This is a genomic window from Ancylomarina sp. 16SWW S1-10-2, from assembly GCF_009669305.1.
Lineage (GTDB): Bacteria > Bacteroidota > Bacteroidia > Bacteroidales > Marinifilaceae > Ancylomarina.
The window spans coordinates 12585-31667 of record NZ_SADB01000016.1 but is presented as its reverse complement, the minus strand read 5'-3'; the positions used below and the strand labels follow the sequence as shown (position 1 = coordinate 31667).

Genomic DNA, 19083 nt, shown 5'->3' with positions numbered 1-19083 from the left:
TTAGTTGTAGTTTTTAAATTGTTCTGTTATCTGAGGAAAGCGTTTCAAAGATTGAGTTAATTTTTCAATTTCAAAATTGTCAGCAAATTGACAGATTTCATTTGCATAATTTAGCAAATATTCAATGTCATTTTCTTCTGCTAGCGCTTTAAGTTCCATTCCAAATTCTTCTATGTGATCAATCATTTGAGATTGACTTATTTTCTGATGTTTTGGTATAAACTTTGTTTCAAGAATATGGATTAAATCTGGGAGATCATTTATTTGATTCTCTGTTAATACCATTTGTTCCTTGGGAGTTTCCTCATTGGTTAATTTTTTTCGAATTTTGAAGGGAAGATACTTCTTTATTTTTTCAAATAAAACAGATGCGTTTATTGGTTTTATTAAATATTCATTAAAAATGCCATTGGATCGATCACCATACATAATTTTTCGTGTTGAAGCTGAAATTGCAAGAACTGGTATCGACTTGGTGCTTTCGTTTTGTCTAAGAAGTTGTGTGGCTTCATAGCCATCCATTACAGGCATGCGTAAATCCATTAATATAATATCTGGTATAATTTCTTTGGCTAAAGCGACTGCTGTTTTACCATTACATGCCTCTGAAAATTGAATTTGTGAGCATTCTAATAAATCTCTAATTAGTTTTCGATTCTCTTCGTTGTCATCCACTATCATGATCTTTGCATTTTCAAAAACAATTTCTGAATGATCGAATGTGTCTTTTAAAGTTTTAATCTCATCGGTAGCAATCGTAATGTTAGGGATACGTACCGAAAATTGACTTCCCTTCCCAATTTCACTGTCAAGGGTGATTGTTCCGCCCATTTTTTCAATCAGTTTTTTTGTAATTGACAAGCCTAATCCTGTTCCACCATATTTACTGCTTTGACCTTTTTGTTGATTGAATGGTTCAAAAATTAAGTCTTGCTCATCGTGAGAGATACCCATTCCAGTATCTTCCACATGAAATGTGAGGTTTAGTTTTTCATGATTTTGAGGATCTCTATGTCCATCAACAGTAACAATGACATGCCCCTGCTCGGTAAATTTAAGTGCATTGCCTATTATGTTAAATAGAATTTGTCGCACTCTCACTTCATCTATAAGGAGCATTTTGGGCACTATGCTTTTGTATTCTACTGCAAAATAGAGATCTTTCTCTTTTGCCTTTAGAATGAACATATCTTTAACTTCGGATATTAATTCTTTGAGGTTAATTACTTCAGGAATAATCTCAATTTTACCAGCTTCTATTTTTGAAAGATCAAGAATATCGTTGATGATCTTAAGAAGTGTTTTGCCACTATTACGAATTGATTCAACTTGAGAAAGTTGTTTTCCATCTTTAATCGATTGGGCTAAAAGTTCAGAAAAACCAATAACAGCATTCATGGGTGTACGAATTTCGTGGCTCATATTAGCCAAGAATTCGCTTTTTGCCTTATTGGCTGAATTGGCTGCATCTTTAGCACTAATTATAGATTCTTCTGCAATTTTTTTACTTGTAATATCAAAGCGAATGGCAATATATTGATAAGGTTTTCCTTTTTCATCTAAAAAGGGAACAATGGTTGAGTCTACCCAATAAATACTACCATCTTTAGCTTCGTTTTTAATTTCGCCTCTCCAAACTTTACCTTGTGAAATGGTACGCCATAAATGGATGAAAAATTCATCAGAATGATAACCAGAATTAATTATTTTGTGGCTATTCCCAATTAGTTCACTTTTGTCAAATTTTGAAATCTTGCAAAAATAGTCATTCACATAATTAATAATTCCCTTATTATCGGTAATGGCAACGATACTTGACTCATCCAATGCAAACTTATAGTCCGAAATATCTTTGATACTTATCTTTAATTTTTTCTCCGATATGATTAATTCTTTTGTTCGTTCAGCAACTTTGACTTCTAAATCTTCTTGCTGGCGTTTTATCATCTTGTTGGCCTTCTTTTGCTCGGTAATATCCATATCAATGCCAAGAATACGAATAGGCTTCCCACTTTCGTCATAGCTTACTAAGCCTCGTCCTCTAACCTGATGGATGGATTGATCGGGCCAAATGACTCTAAATTCGGTATTATACTCTTTTTCACCTCGTAAAGCCATTTGGATTTCTTCATTCACTCGCAAAATATCATCGGGATGAAGAGCTTCATTCCAAGCTGATGCAGGGTCTTTAGATTGTTCTTTAGAAAAGCCAAACAGTTCATACATCGTCTTATCCCAAATTATTTTATTATCATTTAAATCTCTATCCCAAACGCCAATATTGGCAGCATTTGTTGCTAGTTGCAAACGGTTCGTTATATTTTGAATTTCTATTTCGGCAAGTTTTCTTTCTGTAATATCTCTTATTGTCCCAATGATTCTAAATGGTTTTTTCTGCTTATCGAACTCAAGCTGTCCTAATCCATGTACCCAACGTACTTGTTTATCGTTATCTCTAACAATTTTATATTCTTTGTCAAAAAATAAATGTTTTGTTATTGTTTGATTCAAATACTTCTTAATTTGTTCTCTGTTGTCTGTGTGTAATAATTTGATCCACAATTCAATAGGGTGCTTGTCGTTTGTCTGAATTCCTAAGATTTCATCTAGAGTTTTTGAACTAGTCCAGTTCCCCGAAATAATATCAAATGAATATCGACCTAGATTTGATATTCTTTGGGATTTTTCCAATTGTCTCTCACTTTCTTTTAATTCAGCGGTTACTTTTTCGGCTATTTTCTGAGCTTTATTCTTTGTGTCTATCAATGAGACTGATAGTAAAAGTAAAAGAACAATGATGATAATTCCTCCGAAAAGAACGACCCACATTCCGAGATAGTCAGTAAAAATATTACCATTTTTTTGTTTAAAGTCCAAGGTCCAATTATGCCCGTTAAAATCAACTATAGTTTGTGAGGCAAATCGAATGTTTGTATTATATTTTTGATTATTACTATGAGATTCAAATAAAATGTTTTGAGGAGAGCATTCTAATCCATCATAAATATTCAAATGTAGTGCGCGGTCACTTTTTTTAAAATCCCAATCGTCTAGTATGCCTTGAATTAAATCGTCCATTCTATAGGGACTGAACACCCAACCTAAAATGGCCGAGCGGCGTTCTTCAATGTTTCTAGTGGGACGATTTTTGTGGTATATTGGTACGTATATTAGGTTTCCTGCCTGTACACCTGTGTCTGATTCTTGCACAAGAAGCACTTTGCCAGAAAGAGCTGGCACATCTAAGTCGCGGGCACGTTCCATAGCCTCTCTGCGTACAGAATTTGTCATCATATCGTAACCTAAAGCACGCAAATTAAGATCGTTCAACGGTTCCAACATAACGATGGAGGTGTAGATATCTCTTTTCTGATTTGGCCAAACTTTATAATTAGGAAAGCCTTTACTTCTAAGCTCGATACAATGTTTATCCAGATTTTTTTCTGGAATAATAAGGGAAACACCAGTACCTAAAATCCCTGGTAAGTCTTCTTTTATTTTCGATTTTTCAACAAAAGCCTGCCAATCGTTCTGATTTATAGTATCGGAAGCAGCCCATAAAGCAACACCACTTTGTAGTAATCTTGCATTAGCGTGCAATCGGAGTTCTATTTTGTTCGAAATCTCTTTGCATTCAAATTTAAATTCAGTTTCAGAAATTTTATCAAAATCTGTTTTCACAAAATATGCAGCAGCTAGTGTTGTTGCTAAGCCTATTATACATACCATCCATATTCGCCAATCGTATTTTATTCTCATAATTGTTCTTTACTTAACCAATTGAAGCAATTTCTAAATATGTACACATAATAAATGGTTTTACTCTAGTTGGGTTTATTGAAAATATAATAAAACCAAGAAGAAAATGTGATACTAATTACAACTGCAGCTTATATTTGAATAATATAAATAACTATAGAATTCAAGATACTAAAGTTCGTTTAATATTCAAGTGTAAAGGCTAAAGATAAGTGTTTTGATAGATAAATATATAAGGATGCAATAGTGTTTTAATAATTAGTGATTTTGATTGTTTGTAAATTGGATATTAAGTGAAATATAGTTGTGGGTGAGGTTAATGATAATTTTGTGTGGAAAAGCAAGTATAAGATGATAATTTTTTACTGAAATGATTTTCTAACTGTTTTTTTACAAGATGTACTTGTTTTGTGGCTAAAGATTTTGGGCTATGTCGTTTGTAATGTCTACCTTTTATGTGCTCTTTTTGCATGCAAGGGTGTATTCGTCGCTATGGTTAGCAAAATAGCTGTGGTTACAGCCTAGTTGTCCATAGAAAAAAGCGATGGATGTAAAAAGGATGATGTGGAATGCAGCCCTTACATCAATTGTATAACAAATGAAATTTGAATAATAAACGTAAATGGTAAGTTGGAATTATCCATCACCATAAAATTTAAAAAGAAAAAAATGCCAAGTACATTCTTGCCCAATCATAAAACAAAAATAGTTGCAACAATAGGTCCAGCTTCCGACTCTCCCGAAATGCTTGAGCGTTTAATGCGAGCCGGTATGAATGTTGCCCGACTGAACTTTTCTCATGGTGATTTTTCAGATCATGCTGATAGAATAGTACGTATTCGATCAGCTCAAAAAGCAACTGGTCGTCGAGTGGCTATTATGGCAGATTTGCCAGGTCCAAAGATGCGTTTGGGTGAGATTGCACAGGAACCTATTCAATTAATTTCTGGTGATAGTTTTACATTAACCAATGAAGATATCATTGGTAATCAACAACGTGTTTCGGTGAGTTTCGAACGTTTACCTCAAGTCGTTAAGACAGGAGATAGGCTCTTCTTAAACGATGGATTAGTACAACTTATTGTAGAACGTATTACTGATATCGATGTGCACTGCAAAGTGTCCGTTGGTGGTGAATTATATTCCAGAAAAGGTCTTAATTTGCCAGGAATCAATTTGGGACTAAGTGCGTTTACTGATCATGACTATGCCTGTCTTAAATTTGCTTTACAAAATGGGGTGGATGCGATAAGTCAATCATTCGTAGAAACACCTGCTGATATTAAAAATGTACGAAAAGCAGCCCAAGCTCTCGGCAAACAACCTTTTATTATAGCAAAAATAGAACGTTCTGATGCTTTAGTTAATTTTGACGACATACTTAAGGTCTCAGATGGTATAATGGTGGCTAGGGGCGATTTGGGCGTGGAGGTACCCATTCAGAAAATGGCTATCATACAAAAACAGTTGATTAATAAGTGCAGAATGGCAGGTAAACCAGTTATTACTGCTACTCAAATGTTGGAATCTATGACGATTAGTCGCTTACCAACTCGTGCTGAATCAACCGATGTTGCAAATGCTATTTTGGATGGGACAGATTGTATAATGCTCTCGGGAGAATCAGCAATGGGCAAATATCCAGAAGAATCTGTTAAAATGTTGGCGGACATTGCTATCTACACCGAAAAAAATCGACCTCTGCACAAACCCGTTGATTTGAATGTCATTTTTGATCCGGAAAATCCCAATACCGGAGCCGCAGCTCTTTCGAGTATGGTAGAGAATGCATTGCAAACAGTGCCTTGTGCAAGTTTGTTTACACCTACTCGAACCGGCAAAACGGCTAGAATGATTTCGCGATTTGCTCCTGAAGTTTGGATTGTGGCAATAAGCAGAAATGCCAACGTTTGTCAAGGTCTTACCTTTTCGTACGGTGTGCATCCTGTTCTGCTTAGCCAAGAGCCTGAAATTTGGAGTGAATTTGCTCGAACATGGCTGCATGACAAAGGAATTAAGGGGGCAATCGCTATGTTAGTCGCAGGACCTTCAGCTATTAATCCAAAATCCAATCCACGAATTGAGTTTTTACGTATCTCGGGAAATAAGTAGTATTAAAGATAGATGAGGCAACTCGCGAAGACGATGGTTGAGTCTTTAATTTGAGAAGATGGTTATTTATTAGGTGAAGCATAATCTTCGATATTTTTTTTGCGTTTGATGTGATCTGTCTGTTTGAATTGTATCAACAAAGGCTGATAGTCATCGTAAGATCTTATAAATCTGTTTATTTAATACTAGAGCCAAGATGTGCAAAGTTTAATACTGGATAAAAAGGCATATTCATCCCTTTTTTAATGAGGTAGAAGCCTTTGCCAATATTTACTTTTTCTCATGTTTTTTCCGTATTTACTTTTCATAATTTACACGAAATATATTTTTTAATAATCTTATGTTATAGCGTTTTTGAATGCGAATTTTTAGTATTTTTAATATGTTATAAATATTAAAATTAATGAATAGCATAAGAGACAAAATCGTAGCTCACAGAGGAGAATCCTTTATTGCACCAGAGAATACACTCTCTGCCATTAAGCTTGCTTGGGAAAAAGGTGCTAAGGCAATTGAAATAGATATTCATCTAACTGCAGACAATAAAATTGTAGTTATTCATGATAAACACACAGGTAGAGTTGGTGATCGAAAGCTTTTTGTTAAAAAGAGGAAGTTGCACGAACTAAAAGGTGTTGATGTTGGATTAAAAAAATCGGAGGCGTATAAAGGAGAACGAATTCCAACTTTAGATGAAGTTATTGAAACTGTTCCTTTAGATGCTAAATTGATTATTGAAATAAAATGCGGTAAAGAGATTGTAAATTCTTTATTAAAGTTACTTAAAAGAGTAAAGCTTAGAGATAATCAAATTGAGATTATTTCGTTCAACTTTGATGTGTTGTCATTAATAAAAAAGTTAGCACCTCAATACAAAGTTTTATGCTTACTTGATTTGGATTATTATTTACCACAATGGTTACTACGTATTAAGCCTCAGGAAATAATTAAAAAGATTAAAGATAGTGGGCTCGATGGTGTGGATGTTTGGGCTGGTAAAATACTTGACCAATCATTTGTAAAAGCCTTCAAGGAGGAGGAATTGTGTGTTTATGTATGGACAGTAAATGATTTAGTTGAAGCAGAAAGAATATTGAGTTATGGGGTTGATGCGATAACAACAGACCGAGCCGAATGGATAACAAAACAATTAGTAGGGAATAAGTAATGAAAAAGGTAATCATAGCTGTTCATGGTCTTGGAAATAAGCCGCCTAAATATCTTCTTGAAAAATGGTGGAAAGATGCCATAAAAGAGGGTTTTAGTAAAAATGGCATTAAGAATGAGTTACCTGAGTTTGAACTCGTTTATTGGGCTGATATACTTTATGAAAAACCACTCAATAAATGGGAAAAGGATACCAAGAATCCCTATTATCTTGATGAGCCATATACTAAATCTCCCAAGAATCCTGTTGTAGAAGATACTTCTTTTCAACAAGATGTGATTGATTTTATATCCAATCAAGTAAATAAAATATTTTTGAACGAGGATAAAACTTTAAACTATGGTTTTATTACTGATTTTATTCTTCGCAATTATTTTAAAGACTTAGAGATATATTACACAGAGATGTGTGAGAGTGAGAATGATGTAGCTTGTAAGGCGAAATACCTAATTCAAAAACGAATTATTGAAGTTATTCAGAAATATAAAGATTATGAGATAACAATAATTGCACATTCAATGGGTTCAATTATTACATTTGACGTACTAAGCTTTTTACTTCCTGAAATAAAGATTAATAATCTAGTGACTATTGGTTCTCCTTTAGGTTTACCCGTAGTCATAAGTAAAATAGCATCCGAATACAAAAATAATAATGGACATAATTATATGGCCACACCACCTGGAGTCGTTAATAATTGGTTTAATCTTTCTGATATTCAAGATAAGGTTGCTCTAAATTATAAATTGAATGATGATTTTAATTCAAATTCGATTGGTGTTTCTCCTATCGACTTTATGGTTGTGAATGACTATGAAAATAACAAAAATAAAAATCCGCATAAGTCATTTGGGTATCTACGAACGCCTGAAATGTCACAAATATTGAGCGATTTTATAAACAAAAAAGAGAAAAGTTTGGCAAACAGACTTGCCTGTAAATGGGAGCAAATTGTTGATGGAATTAAAGTACAAGCAGAAATGCTTAAAGACCGATTGAAAAATTAATAAATAGAGATAGATCTAAATCATATTAATGAAAAAGATAAGTTCCAAGTTAATTATTCTCCTGTATAGGAATAAATAGTTTGGGTAGTTATAAATAAAATAGCGTGGAGCATTGGAGATTTTTTAACGTTTAAGCTTTTTTGTTGTTGCCACAAAAGATTTACTTGTAATGTACTCAAAAGCTCGAGTAAGATAAAAATTGGGGGAAATTTAAAATTGAAAACACATTCACTTGACAATTAATTAAAAAGCTAAACTAAAACAATTGAAAGATGTTGGAACTAAAGGGTATTATGGATAAAACGATTGAATTATTACCCCAAATAGGATTAGGTTTGCTCATATTATTTTTGTTTGTCGTGTTATCATGGCTAATTAAAAGTGTTATCACAAAAAGAGTTAAGCCAAAAACAAAAAATCCGCTTTTGGCTGTTTTCCTTGGTAAAATTGTGGCATTTATTATTACAACCACTGGGTTTGTGCTTTTTTTGAATGTAATTGGTTTAGGAGGTATTGCAAAACACATAATGGCAGGTGCTGGTATTACAACATTTGTTATCGGTTTTGCTTTTAAAGATATTGGAGAAAACTTTTTATCAGGAATTCTTATGGCTTTTAAAAGCCCATTTAAAATTGGCGATTTAATTGAATCAAGCGGAACTGTTGGTTATGTGAGTGAATTAAATATGAGAGATAGTGTTATTAAAACATTGGATGGTAAGGATGTTTATATCCCTAATTCGCAAATGATTAAGATGCCTTTGTTTAATTATACTATTGATGGTTTTTTACGTTACGAAATAGTTATTGGACTCGATTATTCATCGGATTTAACAAATACAATCGAAATAATTAACTCGGTATTACTGAATATTCCCGAAGTATTACAAGGCGATAAAAAGCCAGTTATTGTTGTAGATGATCTAGGCGTAAGTACGGTTAATGTGAGAGTCCTTTATTGGATAGACACATTCAAATCAAAATCTAAGGCGTTTCATCTAAAAATAAAATCACGAGTAATTATTAAGTTAATTGAAGAACTTAACCAAAACAATATTTATTTACCAGCTGATATTGTTGAAATCAAAAATTATAATGAAAATGTACTCGTATCAAGAAACATAAAGGAATAATATATTCTGGATTTAATTAGATATAAGGTAATAAACAAAATTTAAAATAGATAATAAGTAACAGAATGGCTAAAGCAAAAAAATTCGGAACCTTTGGAGGCGTATTTACACCTTCGATACTGACTATTCTTGGTGTGATCATGTATTTACGTTTTCCTGCAATTATTGGGCAAGCAGGATTAATAAATACCATTGGTATCATTTTTATTGCACACATCATTTCTATTACAACCAGTCTTAGTGTAGCCTCTTTGTCTACTGATAAACCTGTGCAAAACGGAGGTACTTATTTTATGATTTCACGAAGCTTGGGGCTGCCTATTGGTGGAACCTTAGGTTTAGCCTTATTTGTGGGATTATCTTTTAGTGTTAGCCTTTACCTTATTGGTTTCTCCGAAAGTTTTTTGCAATACTGGGGCATTGCCAATAATATTGCTAATATCCGAATAGCGGGTACAATTGTACTTGTTGCTGTCACAACAATTACATTTATAAGCACCTCCTTGGCTATAAAATCGCAGTATTTTATAATGGGTACCATTGTTTTATCACTTTTTTCAATTGTTTTGGGTAATCATGATTTTGCGCCTACTACAGTAAATCTAAAACCTTTAGCTACATCAGCTCCTTTTATGTTGTTGTTTGGTATCTTTTTTCCGGCCGTAACTGGTTTCGAAGCTGGTGTTTCCATGTCTGGAGATTTGGAAAATCCGCGTAAGTCATTGCCTTTGGGAGCCGTTATGGCTGTAGGAGTCGGCTTTGTTGTTTATATAGCGCTAGCTTTCTTTTATGCTTTTACCGTTAATTCGGATGCATTAGCTAACGATCCTGATATTCTCTTTAAAATTTCCCTTGTTCCTCAATTAGTTATTGCTGGTATTTGGGGAGCTACATTGTCATCAGCTTTAGGAAGTATTTTAGGTGCTCCACGTATTCTTCAAGCCATTGCAATGGATAAAATTGCGCATAGAGTTTTTGCTAAAGGCACCGGTGCTACCAATGAACCTAGAAATGCATTATTAGTAGCATTTGTAATTGCAGAGGTTGGGATACTTATTGGCGAGTTAGATGTTATTGCACGTATTGTATCCATGTTTTTTATTACCACTTATGCCTTTTTAAATTTGGCTTCGGCCATAGAAAGTTGGTCGAGTTCCGATTTTCGTCCTGCCTTTAAAATTCCAAGATTTGTGAGCATATTGGGTGCTTTGTCGGCTTTTATTGTCATGATTCTTCTTGATTTTATGGCATTAGCAGGTGCAACAATTGTATTGGGTTTACTTTATTTCTATTTGCAACGGAAGGAATTGATTTTAGAAACCGGTGATGCTTGGAGTAGTTTTTGGACCAATATGGCGAAAAAAGCACTTCTTAAACTGAGTGTTCAAAAAGTTAATACTCGTAACTGGCAACCAAATATCATCTTATTTAGTGGAGGTGAAAATGCACGTCCGCACCTTATTGAAATGGGGCTTTCACTTACAGGAAAGTTAGGTGCTTTAACAGATTTTAAATTATTGGTGGGGCAGGATAGTAAACCGGTGAGAGAACTGTCTGTTGATCAAAGGAAATTGACTTCTGATTATTTTACGCGTCAGTATTCTTGTAAGACCATAGAGGATGGTATGAAAACGGTGACCAATGCTTACGGGTTTACTGGTTTTGAACCCAATACAATATTAATGGGATGGAGCAAGGACCTAAAGAATGCTGAATTCCTAACTCATGTACTTAAAGATTTTAAATCTAAGGGGTTAAATGCCATCTTTTTAAATTACAATAAGGAAGTAGGATTTGGTAAAAAACAAAATATTGATATTTGGTGGAATGGGAAAGGAAGAATTCTGAATTTAGGTCTTCAGATCATTAAATTTTTGTTGATAGATCCCAAGTGGAGAGATGCAAAAATTCGTATTTTAATTATTAACAATAATACATTTGTAGGTGATACTTTACAACGAGATATTAAAGAATTACTTGTTGATCGACGTATAGCCGCTGAAATTAAAATTATTGGTAATGATTTTGGTACACGTACAAAAGAATCAATTATCAATACAGAATCGAACGATGCCGATTTGGTGCTTTTAGGTTTGTCGCAAAAAAGTGAGGCCTATAGTTCCGAATATATTAACACTGTAAATGAGCTCACAGAATTATCTGCAAGTTTATTATTTTTAAGTCCTTCGGATGAGTTTGACGTTATTGATTTAATTAGTCCTTTGGCAGATACAAAAACAACAGAGCCAGCTATTGTAAAGAATATAAACCTACCATCGATACCCGAAATAGATAATACGCTTGTTAAAGCTAATATTGTCAGTTTGGAAACGAAATTGACTTCCGTAACCGATGCGGTATTAACAGAGACACTACTGCAAACCGTTGATAGTGAGTTGTCCATATTGAAAAGCATTCGTGATTTTGCTATAGTTAATCAATCCAAGTTAGAAAGTGAATTAACGGAATTAGATAAGCATGAATATGAAAAAACCATTAGACGTAATCATCAATCATTTCTTAGAAGTATTAATAAAATTATAGAGGTAAAAAATCCTCAAACCTTACTAGCAGCTCAAAAGGCTATAACTGCAGGTATTAGTGAATTAATAGCAAAAAAAGGCAATTTAATTTACGAAACACCTGAACAGTTGATGGTAACCTTTGTGGAACCAAATAAGGGAAAAGAAATTAGCTCTAAATTAAATTATAAAAAAGCTATTGAATATTATCTTAATACGGAGCTTGTTCCAAAAATATCGGAACAGTTAATGGGATTAGATGATCTATCAATTCAATTATTTACAACACTTAGAAAATTTATTTTTGGGATTAATGATCAATACGAAAAGCTCTTATTACAAAAAGATACCGTGCAAGAGATTCTTGCTTTTGATCTATCAGAAAACTTATTCGAATTAAAAAAGCTTGAAGATGAATTAATCGAATTCAAGGATCAATGCAGTAATACAATAACACGTTCTGTTCGTCAAGTTTTAATCGTGTTGGCAGAGGATTTGTTCAATCCAAAATCTATTAAGAACGCCAATACAAAATTTAAATCACATCATATTATTCAGAACGATTATCTGGCTTCGTATGCCGATAATTGGGAAACAGCGGTTAATTTAATTAATACGTCTTTATACCTTGATATCCTGATTATTTCTCAGCAAAAAATTGGAATTAACCTTCTTCTTGCTGGTAATGAACGTATGTCAGCACATATTAACGAATTGGTAATTAATCCAATATTAAAACTGGCTGAGAATATAGATCTTGTTGCAAATACAGATACTGTAGAAGTGAAATCTCAGATTTTCCCTGACAATTTAGAAATACAAAGCTTCTTTAATGAATCATATACTAAGTTGTCCAAAATTATTGAGGAATTACCTGAAAGTATGCAGCTACCAACAACTATTTACAAAAACTCTAAAGCTGTTCCTTTTAGTGAATTAACAAGTATAGATATTAATCTTCGTAAAATAGGATCTCATTCTTTTGATACTTTGTTTTATGAACCTTTTTATAGAGAAGTATTAAATCTTAGAGATATTGTCAGTCAGGCTACAATAGAATGTAGAGAGTCCAGTAGCTTGTTACAATTTAGACTGAGCAATAGAGATCAACAGAGCGATATTTTAAATGAAGAGCAAAATCAACAGGAAGCGTTTTATCAAAGCTTAAAATTTAAGGTCGTTAAAGAAAAAGAAAAAGTAGAGGAAGCATTATTAGTATTAGATAAAAAAGCCAGAGACTTAATGTTAGAGACCTTTTCTAACTTATTTTATCATGCTATTTTAGAATCTGAAAAGAAAATAAGCACTTTAAAACGTGAGAATAATAATAAAAAAATAAGTAAAACGATAAGCGTTAAATATCATCTACTAAAAAATAAAATTAATAATGTAATTATCCAATTACTAAATCATACAAGTAGTGGAATTATTCTTTCAAAAAAATATTTAACAAATAATAAACCAGGTAGTCCTGATGCAAATGATATTCTTGATATTATAGATCAACTCACTCCAAATCCAAAAGTTTATCAGCGTGTACCCGTATTTTACCGCAGTTTATTAAGCGGAAGTTCAAAAATATCTGATGAATTTTGGGTGGGTAGAGATGCTGAGTATGCTAAAATTAAACAAGCCATGCAACGTCATACCAGTGGAATTAATGGTGCTGTATTAATACACGGCGTACATGGATCAGGTAAAACAGCTTTGTCTCGATATGCCGCAAGCAACTTAGTTAAGAAAAGTAATGTTTTTTGGATTGATCCGCCTATAAAAGGATCTGTAGATCCAAAGGTGCTGTTAACTAAAATGCAGCAACAAGTGGTTAATATGTCCAATTTTAATGCTATTTTTAATAGTATACCTCACAATAGTATGGTTATAATGAACGATATTGAGCTGTGGTGGGAACGGAATCATGAAGGATCTAAAGTGCTAAAACAGATTATTGAGATTATTGAAAAATTCAGTAATAAGGTATTCTTTGTTTTAAATTGCAATACATACGCTTACCAAGTTATGAAAGAAGTATTACCATTGCAAGAGCACCTGCTTTCGGTTGTTGAATGTGGAAACTTTAACACGGGACAACTACAAAAATTAATTATTAATCGTCATAAATCAAGTGGACTTAAAATAAATTACCAAGGTAAAGAAGAGGAGGATATTTCTCCGCTTAATTTATCCTTACTCTTTAATGCTTATTTTAGTTTTACTAAAGGGGTACCTGGAATGGCCTTAACAACCTGGAAAGCAAATATTATTGAATCGGAACATGGTGTAATTACCATCAAAAAACCATCAAGACCAAACACCGATTTGCTTATGCAGTTGGATGCTGAGATATTAACTGTTATTGCCTTGTTTATTCAACACAAAAATATTGATAATGAAAAGCTTATGCGCATAACAGGTTTTGATAATTCTGTGGTTGATTTATTACTATTAAAATTGTTCAATTTTGGTCTTATTGTTAAAACAAATAATGATACCTATTGTCTTGGACGAAACATAGAGCCTTTTATGGTTGAAACTTGTATAAATAAAGGAATTATCTAAAACATAAGCATATGTCTACAAAATTTTTAGTTCTCGTATTGGCTATTATTGTCGTATTTAGAATACTCGGTCTCGCTAATAAATCGTTAAAGAATACTTCTATTTTTAAGCATCACAATTCCTATATACTTCAATTAATAGAGCTTACACTATGGTTGTTTATGCTCATATGGTTGGTTAAGCATTATTATTTAACTCAAAATACCTTTGGATTAATATCGGTGGGTATCTGTTTTATATTGGCTATTATACCTTCATTTTATCTTCTTAGAGATTTTTTGTCAGGCGTTTATCTTAAAAGTCAAAATCAGATAAGAGTGAATAGTTTTATTGAAATTAATGAGCTAAAAGGGAAAATTGATAAACTCGGTAATTTTAGTTTGAATTTAATGGATAGGCATGGTAACATAAAAAGCATACCTTACCATAAAATAAACTCTACCATAATTAGCAAACAAAGTAATAATCCGAACCTGAATAAGGTTAATCTAAGATTTGTTTTCCCAAGTCATGTGCCAACAAATTATATTATACCCAAACTTAAGGCTGAAATAATAAATTCACCATGGGTCGCATTATCACAACCCATAATAGTTGAAGCTATTAAACATGTAAACGATCAATATATTTTTGAGGTCATCATATATACGCTACAACCTCATTTTGCTGAAGACATTAAGAATAGAGTCAATAAAAGCATGATGTCTGATGTGGAAATCAATCCGGTATAAGCTGTTGTTTGATGATATAGACTTAATGATGATTCGTATTTTTTCAATTTACATTCGGATAGTTAGACCGGAAAATGATTGACGTTTTTGAGCTGCAGATTATACATATAAAATAACTTTAGACAAATGAAAAAAATACTTTTCCCTTTTCAGTTGAATAATGAAATTTATTTAGAAGCATTTATTATTGCAGCTGAGTTTGCACGAAAGTTAAATGTTGAGCTCATACTTCTTAATGTTTTTAGTTTAGATGTAGACAATAATATTACTCAGGATATTTACAATAAAATGATTAAGAATAAATGGATTATGGCTTATAATGAAGTTGCCAAATTCAATGCATATTATCTATCCAAACATGCCAAAATAAAAGATGAAATTAAAGTCAAATTAGATCGTCGTTTCATTTATGGAAATGAAATTGAAGAAATAAAAAAGATTATTATAAAAGAGGATATTGATTTAGTCGTATTTCCTTTATCAAAAGATAAAAGGTATAATAAAAAACATCTTGAAATTATGGATAGTGATATTTTCCATAATAATTTTAGCTCTGCCTTAGTTTTACCGCTTGGTTATAAATTTAAGTCAATTCACAATATGGCGTTTTCTACAGATTTGAAAGAGCGTAACCATAATGAATTTTATCTTAATAAAATGCTTAGTTATGCAAGAGTCTTTAATGCAGGTATTCATTTTGTTCATATAAATACCAATAAGAATAATTTAATTTCTACTGATAATAAGACCTATAAGTATATAAACGAAATTGTGACTCACAATAAAAAACATTCTTACAAAACCGTTTCTGCAAAAGGAATAACAGCAACCATTCAATCTTATATCACAAGTAATCATATCAGTTTAATTTCTGTTGTGAATGAGGATTTAAACTTGATCAGTTCAATTTTTCATAAAAGTATAAGTAAAGAGATGCTTGAAATTTCTGAAGTGCCAGTTTTGTTTATGATTGAAAAAACTAATTAATACGACTTAAGACAGTTGAGTCACCAACGCAAATTTTAGCAATATTTTAAGCATTGCGAGAATATGAATGAATTATTTATTTGGTTAGGCATATTGTTTTGTGTTACACAATCTGCTATGTTTTCTGGTTTAAATTTGGCGTTTTTTAGTTTTTCACGTTTACGCTTAGAAATTGAATCCGAAGGTTCTATATCAAAAAGTGCACAGAAGGTATTAAAAATGCGTAAGGATTCTAATTTCTTACTTACGACTATTCTATGGGGTAATGTGGGTATTAATGTTTTACTTACCCTTCTTTCAGATTCTGTATTGGCAGGTGTGGCTTCATTTATGTTTTCAACTGTGATTATTACCCTATTTGGGGAAATAATACCACAAGCTTATTTCTCTCGGAATTCGCTAAAAATGGCATCTTTATTGGCACCTGTTTTAAGGGCTTATCAAATTATTCTTTTCCCAGTGGCTAAACCCAGTGCACTATTATTAGATGCATGGTTAGGCAAAGAAACCTTAGAGTATTTTAAAGAAAAAAAAGTCAAACTATTCTTGAAAAAACATATAGAAGGTTCTGAAAGTGAAATAGATAAAACCGAAGGTTTAGGTGCGATAAATTTTCTCTCATTAGATGATATTATTGTTAGTAAAGAGGGTGAATTGTTAAATCCTAGTAGTATTATACCAATAAAACATGATAAGGGTTTGCCTGTATTTCCAAAATTCACCCAACATCACCATGATTTGTTCTTACGCCAGATTAACGAATCGAAAGAAAAATGGGTCGTATTTATTGATGAACATTTAAATCCCTCTTATATTATGGATGCTGATGGCTTTTTAAGAGCTGCGATGTTTGATGATAAACAGCCAAATCCTGTAGATTTTATTCATAAACCAATTATTATTACGGATAGTAGTTTACCTTTAGGTGATATTATTCATCTCTTAAATTTTACGCCTAAGCATATCGAGGATGATGTAATTGATGATGATGTGATTTTACTTTGGAGTGACGTGAAGCATGTGATTACAGGTGCTGATATTTTGGGAAGATTACTCCGGGGAATTGTAAGAAAAGATGAGCCTAATAAATAAGTTGTTTAAGATAATAAATGATATAAAGTGTTATATAGTTTTTAAAAATGTTTTAACTTAGTACTAATAATTAACAGAAATGGGGTTATCCCTTTAGTCACTTAAGTACACATAATACTCTTGTTGAAAACTGAGACAATCATTACTTTCTATTTTTAGTATCAATTAATTTTAATTTTTAAAAAAATGGCAACTAAAAGAGTAAAATCAAAGAGCAAAACTAATACCACTAAAAAAGTGTCGGAAGATGATATTAGAAAAAAAGCTAACCAAATCTACCTAAACAGAATAGAGAAAGGAATTCATGCTGATGCTGATTCCGATTGGATTCAGGCAGAAAAGGAATTAACTGTGAAAAAGAAGAAACGTGTTACATCGAAGAAAGTCTTAGCATAAAATACAACAGTTGTTGTTTTTAGTAATTCTATTTTTTTTAGAGATGTAAGCATTTAAATTATATATCTAGCCCTGACAGGATTTTTACAAGACGTAAATAAACCTGTCAGGGCTTTTTCTATTCAAAATATCAATGAATTTGATTGAAATTTAGATGGAATACTCGACTGCGTAAACCAAAAATGGTAATGAAAATCATAAACAAAAATTTAAGTGGAATGTCAAAGAATCGTATAACGTGGGTATGATCAATTTGTCATTTTTACATATAAAATAAGGAAGTGAAGTTTCAAAATTAATATCGGATACTTTCGTGTTTTTAAACGAGTAGGATTATGGATGAATACCTCCAGTTATCTTATATTTGTAATTTGTTGCCTAGAATTCGATTAAAGAAAATTAAGAATGAAAATACTCCATACATCTGATTGGCATTTGGGCCATCGTCTTCACGAACAATCGCAATACGAAGAGCAATCTCAGTTTTTAGACTGGTTAGAGACTTACATTAAAAGAGAAGAAATTTCTATTTTATTGGTCTCTGGCGATATCTTCGATACGGGTGTTCCCTCTACTCAAAGTCAGAAAATGTATTACGATTTTCTGATTAAATTGATTCATAGTTCCTGTAAGCATGTGGTAATTACGGGTGGCAATCACGATGCACCTGGAACCATAAATGCGCCTAAGGAGTTGTTGTCTGCGCTGCAAGTTCAGGTAGTGGGTAAGGTGACCGAGAATGTGGAAGATGAGGTTTTTCAACTTTCGGTAGGTGACGAGCAAGTGATCGTAGCTGCAGTTCCTTACATGAGAGATCAGGATATTAGGCGAGCCGTTGCTGGGGAATCTTTCGATGATATTGGAGATCGATATAAAATGGCTTTGGTGAATCATTATACCGAAGTAGGTGCCTATTGCGAGAGCATAAAAACGGAAAATGTGCCTGTTATTGGTATGGGACATTTGTTTGCCATTGGAGGTTCTACATCGGAGAGTGAGCAAAGTATTTATGTGGGGAATTTGGGAGATATTGGTGCTGAAGATTTTCCTAAGATCTTCGATTATATCGCATTGGGCCATTTGCATCGTCCGCAGAAGGCTGGTGGAACCAATCATATTCGCTACTCGGGTTCACCCACAATCTTAAGCTTTAGCGAAATTGGGTACGAGAAAAATGTGATTCTGATTGAGACCGATGGGGGAAAACCACTCAAGATAGAAAATGTTATTGTGCCTAAGTTTCGAGAAGTACTTCGGGTAAAAGGATCTGTTGATGAGTGTATTACACATTTGCAGCAAATCGACAAGGAGACGTATTCTCTAAAACCTTGGGTTGAAGTGGTGATTGATAATCAGATGAATGCTAAAATTGAGAATCAAGAAATTAATAAGGCTGCCGAAGATCTGAACTTGGAAGTTCTGAAAATAAGTCTGAAAAATGAACGAAATATACAGGGTTTGGAGGCTTTATTAGAAAGTTCTAAACAAATTAAAGAATTGCAGCCTCTCGAGGTTTTTAAAATGAAATGCAAGGAACAGAATTTTGATATCGATGAAAATGTTGAAATTTTTGATGCCTTTAACGAAGCTTTGCAAATAGCCAGAGAGAATTAGACT

General features: G+C 32.8%; 11 protein-coding genes. 10 read left to right on the top strand and 1 reads right to left on the bottom strand.

What is annotated here, in order from left to right:
- Positions 1-3759 (bottom strand): CHASE domain-containing protein, encoded by a 3759-nt coding sequence (locus EMN46_RS13410; protein WP_154201334.1) that lies wholly within the window; start codon positions 3757-3759, stop codon positions 1-3.
- Between the two features lie 669 nt (positions 3760-4428).
- Between EMN46_RS13410 and pyk the strand changes: the two genes are divergently transcribed.
- The 10 genes from pyk to EMN46_RS13360 all read left to right on the top strand — a co-directional run bounded on the left by pyk (position 4429) and on the right by EMN46_RS13360 (position 19080).
- Positions 4429-5871, top strand: coding sequence for a pyruvate kinase (gene pyk, locus EMN46_RS13405; protein ID WP_154201333.1), 1443 nt, complete (start codon positions 4429-4431; stop codon positions 5869-5871).
- Between the two features lie 403 nt (positions 5872-6274).
- The gene (locus EMN46_RS13400; protein ID WP_154201332.1) at positions 6275-7039 is read left to right on the top strand and encodes a glycerophosphodiester phosphodiesterase family protein; all 765 of its coding nucleotides are present in this window, start codon (positions 6275-6277) and stop codon (positions 7037-7039) included.
- Complete coding sequence (locus tag EMN46_RS13395; RefSeq protein WP_154201331.1) at positions 7039-8046, top strand: hypothetical protein; 1008 nt, start codon at positions 7039-7041, stop codon at positions 8044-8046. The genes EMN46_RS13400 and EMN46_RS13395 overlap by 1 nt, the downstream gene beginning before the upstream one ends.
- Before the next feature lie 272 nt (positions 8047-8318).
- Positions 8319-9179 carry a mechanosensitive ion channel family protein gene (locus EMN46_RS13390; RefSeq protein WP_154201330.1) on the top strand — a complete coding sequence of 287 codons (861 nt, stop codon included), beginning with the start codon at positions 8319-8321 and terminating at the stop codon, positions 9177-9179.
- Positions 9180-9244: 65 nt separating this feature from the next.
- A complete protein-coding gene (locus EMN46_RS13385; RefSeq protein WP_154201329.1) occupies positions 9245-14260 on the top strand; it encodes an amino acid permease in 5016 nt (1671 codons plus the stop codon).
- An 11-nt stretch (positions 14261-14271) separates the two neighbouring features.
- A complete protein-coding gene (locus EMN46_RS13380) occupies positions 14272-14991 on the top strand; it encodes a mechanosensitive ion channel domain-containing protein (protein WP_154201328.1) in 720 nt (239 codons plus the stop codon).
- Positions 14992-15117: 126 nt separating this feature from the next.
- Positions 15118-15978 (top strand): hypothetical protein, encoded by an 861-nt coding sequence (locus tag EMN46_RS13375; protein ID WP_154201327.1) that lies wholly within the window; start codon positions 15118-15120, stop codon positions 15976-15978.
- A gap of 63 nt (positions 15979-16041) precedes the next feature.
- Positions 16042-17070 carry a DUF21 domain-containing protein gene (locus EMN46_RS13370; RefSeq protein ID WP_154201326.1) on the top strand — a complete coding sequence of 343 codons (1029 nt, stop codon included), beginning with the start codon at positions 16042-16044 and terminating at the stop codon, positions 17068-17070.
- Between the two features lie 186 nt (positions 17071-17256).
- Positions 17257-17466 carry a hypothetical protein gene (locus EMN46_RS13365; RefSeq protein ID WP_154201325.1) on the top strand — a complete coding sequence of 70 codons (210 nt, stop codon included), beginning with the start codon at positions 17257-17259 and terminating at the stop codon, positions 17464-17466.
- A gap of 405 nt (positions 17467-17871) precedes the next feature.
- Positions 17872-19080, top strand: coding sequence for an exonuclease SbcCD subunit D C-terminal domain-containing protein (locus tag EMN46_RS13360; RefSeq protein ID WP_154201324.1), 1209 nt, complete (start codon positions 17872-17874; stop codon positions 19078-19080).
- Positions 19081-19083 lie beyond the last annotated feature (3 nt).

Excerpts from the sequence above, each read along its gene's own strand:
- EMN46_RS13385 (WP_154201329.1), top strand. The coding sequence starts at position 9,245 with ATGGCTAAAGCAAAAAAATTCGGAACCTTTGGAGGCGTATTTACACCT.
- EMN46_RS13365 (WP_154201325.1), top strand. The coding sequence starts at position 17,257 with ATGGCAACTAAAAGAGTAAAATCAAAGAGCAAAACTAATACCACTAAA.
- EMN46_RS13395 (WP_154201331.1), top strand. The coding sequence starts at position 7,039 with ATGAAAAAGGTAATCATAGCTGTTCATGGTCTTGGAAATAAGCCGCCT.
- EMN46_RS13390 (WP_154201330.1), top strand. The coding sequence starts at position 8,319 with ATGTTGGAACTAAAGGGTATTATGGATAAAACGATTGAATTATTACCC.
- EMN46_RS13410 (WP_154201334.1), bottom strand. The coding sequence starts at position 3,759 with ATGAGAATAAAATACGATTGGCGAATATGGATGGTATGTATAATAGGC.
- EMN46_RS13400 (WP_154201332.1), top strand. The coding sequence starts at position 6,275 with ATGAATAGCATAAGAGACAAAATCGTAGCTCACAGAGGAGAATCCTTT.
- EMN46_RS13360 (WP_154201324.1), top strand. The coding sequence starts at position 17,872 with ATGAAAATACTCCATACATCTGATTGGCATTTGGGCCATCGTCTTCAC.
- pyk (WP_154201333.1), top strand. The coding sequence starts at position 4,429 with ATGCCAAGTACATTCTTGCCCAATCATAAAACAAAAATAGTTGCAACA.
- EMN46_RS13375 (WP_154201327.1), top strand. The coding sequence starts at position 15,118 with ATGAAAAAAATACTTTTCCCTTTTCAGTTGAATAATGAAATTTATTTA.
- EMN46_RS13380 (WP_154201328.1), top strand. The coding sequence starts at position 14,272 with ATGTCTACAAAATTTTTAGTTCTCGTATTGGCTATTATTGTCGTATTT.
- EMN46_RS13370 (WP_154201326.1), top strand. The coding sequence starts at position 16,042 with ATGAATGAATTATTTATTTGGTTAGGCATATTGTTTTGTGTTACACAA.